This window comes from Roseomonas rosulenta (genome assembly GCF_016106005.1).
GTDB lineage: Bacteria > Pseudomonadota > Alphaproteobacteria > Acetobacterales > Acetobacteraceae > Neoroseomonas > Neoroseomonas rosulenta.
This window is the reverse complement of the sequence record NZ_JACADR010000476.1, coordinates 1-1,941: the sequence shown is the minus strand read 5'-3', so window position 1 is coordinate 1,941 and position 1,941 is coordinate 1. Positions and strand designations below refer to the sequence as shown.

Genomic DNA, 1,941 nt, shown 5'->3' with positions numbered 1-1,941 from the left:
CGTTGCGCGCGACGATGCGATGGCCGAGGCGCTCGCCTGCCAGCGCCCGGTCGGCGCCCATGCGCCCGCCAGCGCGGCCGCGCGCGACGTGGCGGACCTCGCCGCGGCCATCCTGCGCGAGTTGCCGCCACCCTCGCCGCCGGCGCCCTCGCCGGTCGCATCGCCGCTGTTTCCCTGGATGCGCACATGACCGGAACGCTCATCCTCCGCACGGGCGTCGTGATCCTGGGGCTGCTGGTCGCCTGGGCGGTGGTGGTGGCGCCGCTCTCGGCCGAGGACCAGGCGCTGCTCGCCATCGGCGGCATCGTCGCCTTCATGGTGCTGAACCGCTTCCGGTCGCGGCGGGTGACCATCCTGCTCGCGGTGCTCTCCTGCCTGGTGTCGCTGCGCTACATCCACTGGCGCATCGCCGACACCATCGGGCCCGAGGGCTTCTGGCAGGGCTTCTTCATGATCGGCCTGGTGCTGGCCGAAGCCTATGCGGTGATGGCGCTGCTGCTCGGCTACCTCCAGACCCTCTGGCCGCTCGACCGCAAGCCGGTGCCGCTGCCCGACGATCCCGCCGACTGGCCGAGCGTCGATGTCTACATCCCGACCTACAACGAGGATCTCGAGCTGGTGCGCGCGACCGTGCTCGCCGCGCTGTCGATGGACTGGCCGCCCGAGAAGCTGCACGTCTGGATCCTGGACGATGGCCGCCGCCCGGAATTCCGCGACTTCGCCGAGCAATGCGGTGCGGGCTACATCATCCGCCCCGACAACAAGGGGGCCAAGGCGGGCAACCTGAACCACGCCATGGCGCACACGACGGGCGATTTCATCGCCATCTTCGACTGCGACCACGTGCCCACGCGCGCCTTCCTGCAGATGACGATGGGCTGGATGCTGCGCGACCCGAAGCTCGGCATGCTGCAGACGCCGCACCATTTCTATTCGCTCGACCCGTTCGAGCGGAACCTGTCGAACGGCCGCGACGTGCCCAACGAAGGGCTGATGTTCTACGGCCTGGTGCAGCCGGGCAACGACCTGTGGAACGCCACCTTCTTCTGCGGCTCCTGCGCGGTGATCCGGCGCGAGGCGATCCTGCAGGCGGGCGGCGTGCCGACCGAGACGGTGACCGAGGACTGCCACGCCTCGCTGCGCATGCAGCGCCTGGGCTGGAACACGGCGTATCTGCGCGTGCCGCTCGCAGCCGGCCTCGCGACCGACCGGCTGATGATCCATATCGGCCAGCGCATGCGCTGGGCACGCGGCATGCTGCAGATCATGCGGGTGGACAACCCGCTGACCAAGCGCGGCCTGAACCTGTGGCAGCGGCTTTGCTACTTCAGCGCCATGTTCCACTTCCTGTTCGCGGTGCCGCGCGTGGTGTTCCTCACCGCGCCGCTCGCGTTCCTGCTGCTGGGGCACAGCGTCATCGCGGCCTCGTCGCTCGCCATCATCGCCTATGCCGGGCCGCACATCTTCCACGCGGTCACCACGGGGTCGCGCGTGGCCGGCAGCGTGCGCCATTCCTTCTGGTCCGAGATCTACGAGACCGTCCTCGCGCTGTGGCTGGTGCCGGTCACGCTCGCGACGCTGCTCGACCCGCGCAAGGGGAAGTTCAACGTGACCGCAAAGGGCGGACTGCTGCCCGAGGGCTATTTCGACTGGCGCGCGGTCTGGCCGAGCCTCGTGCTCGGCATCCTGCTCGCGCTCGGTGTCGCGGCCGGCATCCACGGCATCGCGACCAACCCCTGGGGCAGCCTCGAAAGCCAGGCCTTCCTGCTGAACGGCATCTGGGCGACGCTCTGCCTCGTGCCGGTGCTGGCCTCGATCGCCGCGGGGCGCGAGCGGCGCCAGCTGCGCGCCCGCGCGCGCGTCGCCGTCGCGCTGCCCGCGGTGCTGGTGCTGCCCGACGGGCAGCGCGTCGATGCCCGCACGCACGACCTCTCGCTCGGC

Annotated in this window: 2 protein-coding genes; both read left to right on the top strand. The window is 70.4% G+C overall.

Translation table 11 applies throughout. The features are described from left to right. A partial coding sequence (locus HW578_RS26005; protein WP_198373606.1) for a cellulose synthase operon protein YhjQ/BcsQ occupies positions 1–190 on the top strand: 190 nt, incomplete at its 5' end. Beyond that, positions 187–1,941, top strand: a 1,755-nt coding sequence (gene bcsA / locus HW578_RS26000; protein WP_198373605.1) for a UDP-forming cellulose synthase catalytic subunit, incomplete at its 3' end; no start/stop codon positions are given. The genes HW578_RS26005 and bcsA, both read left to right, overlap by 4 nt.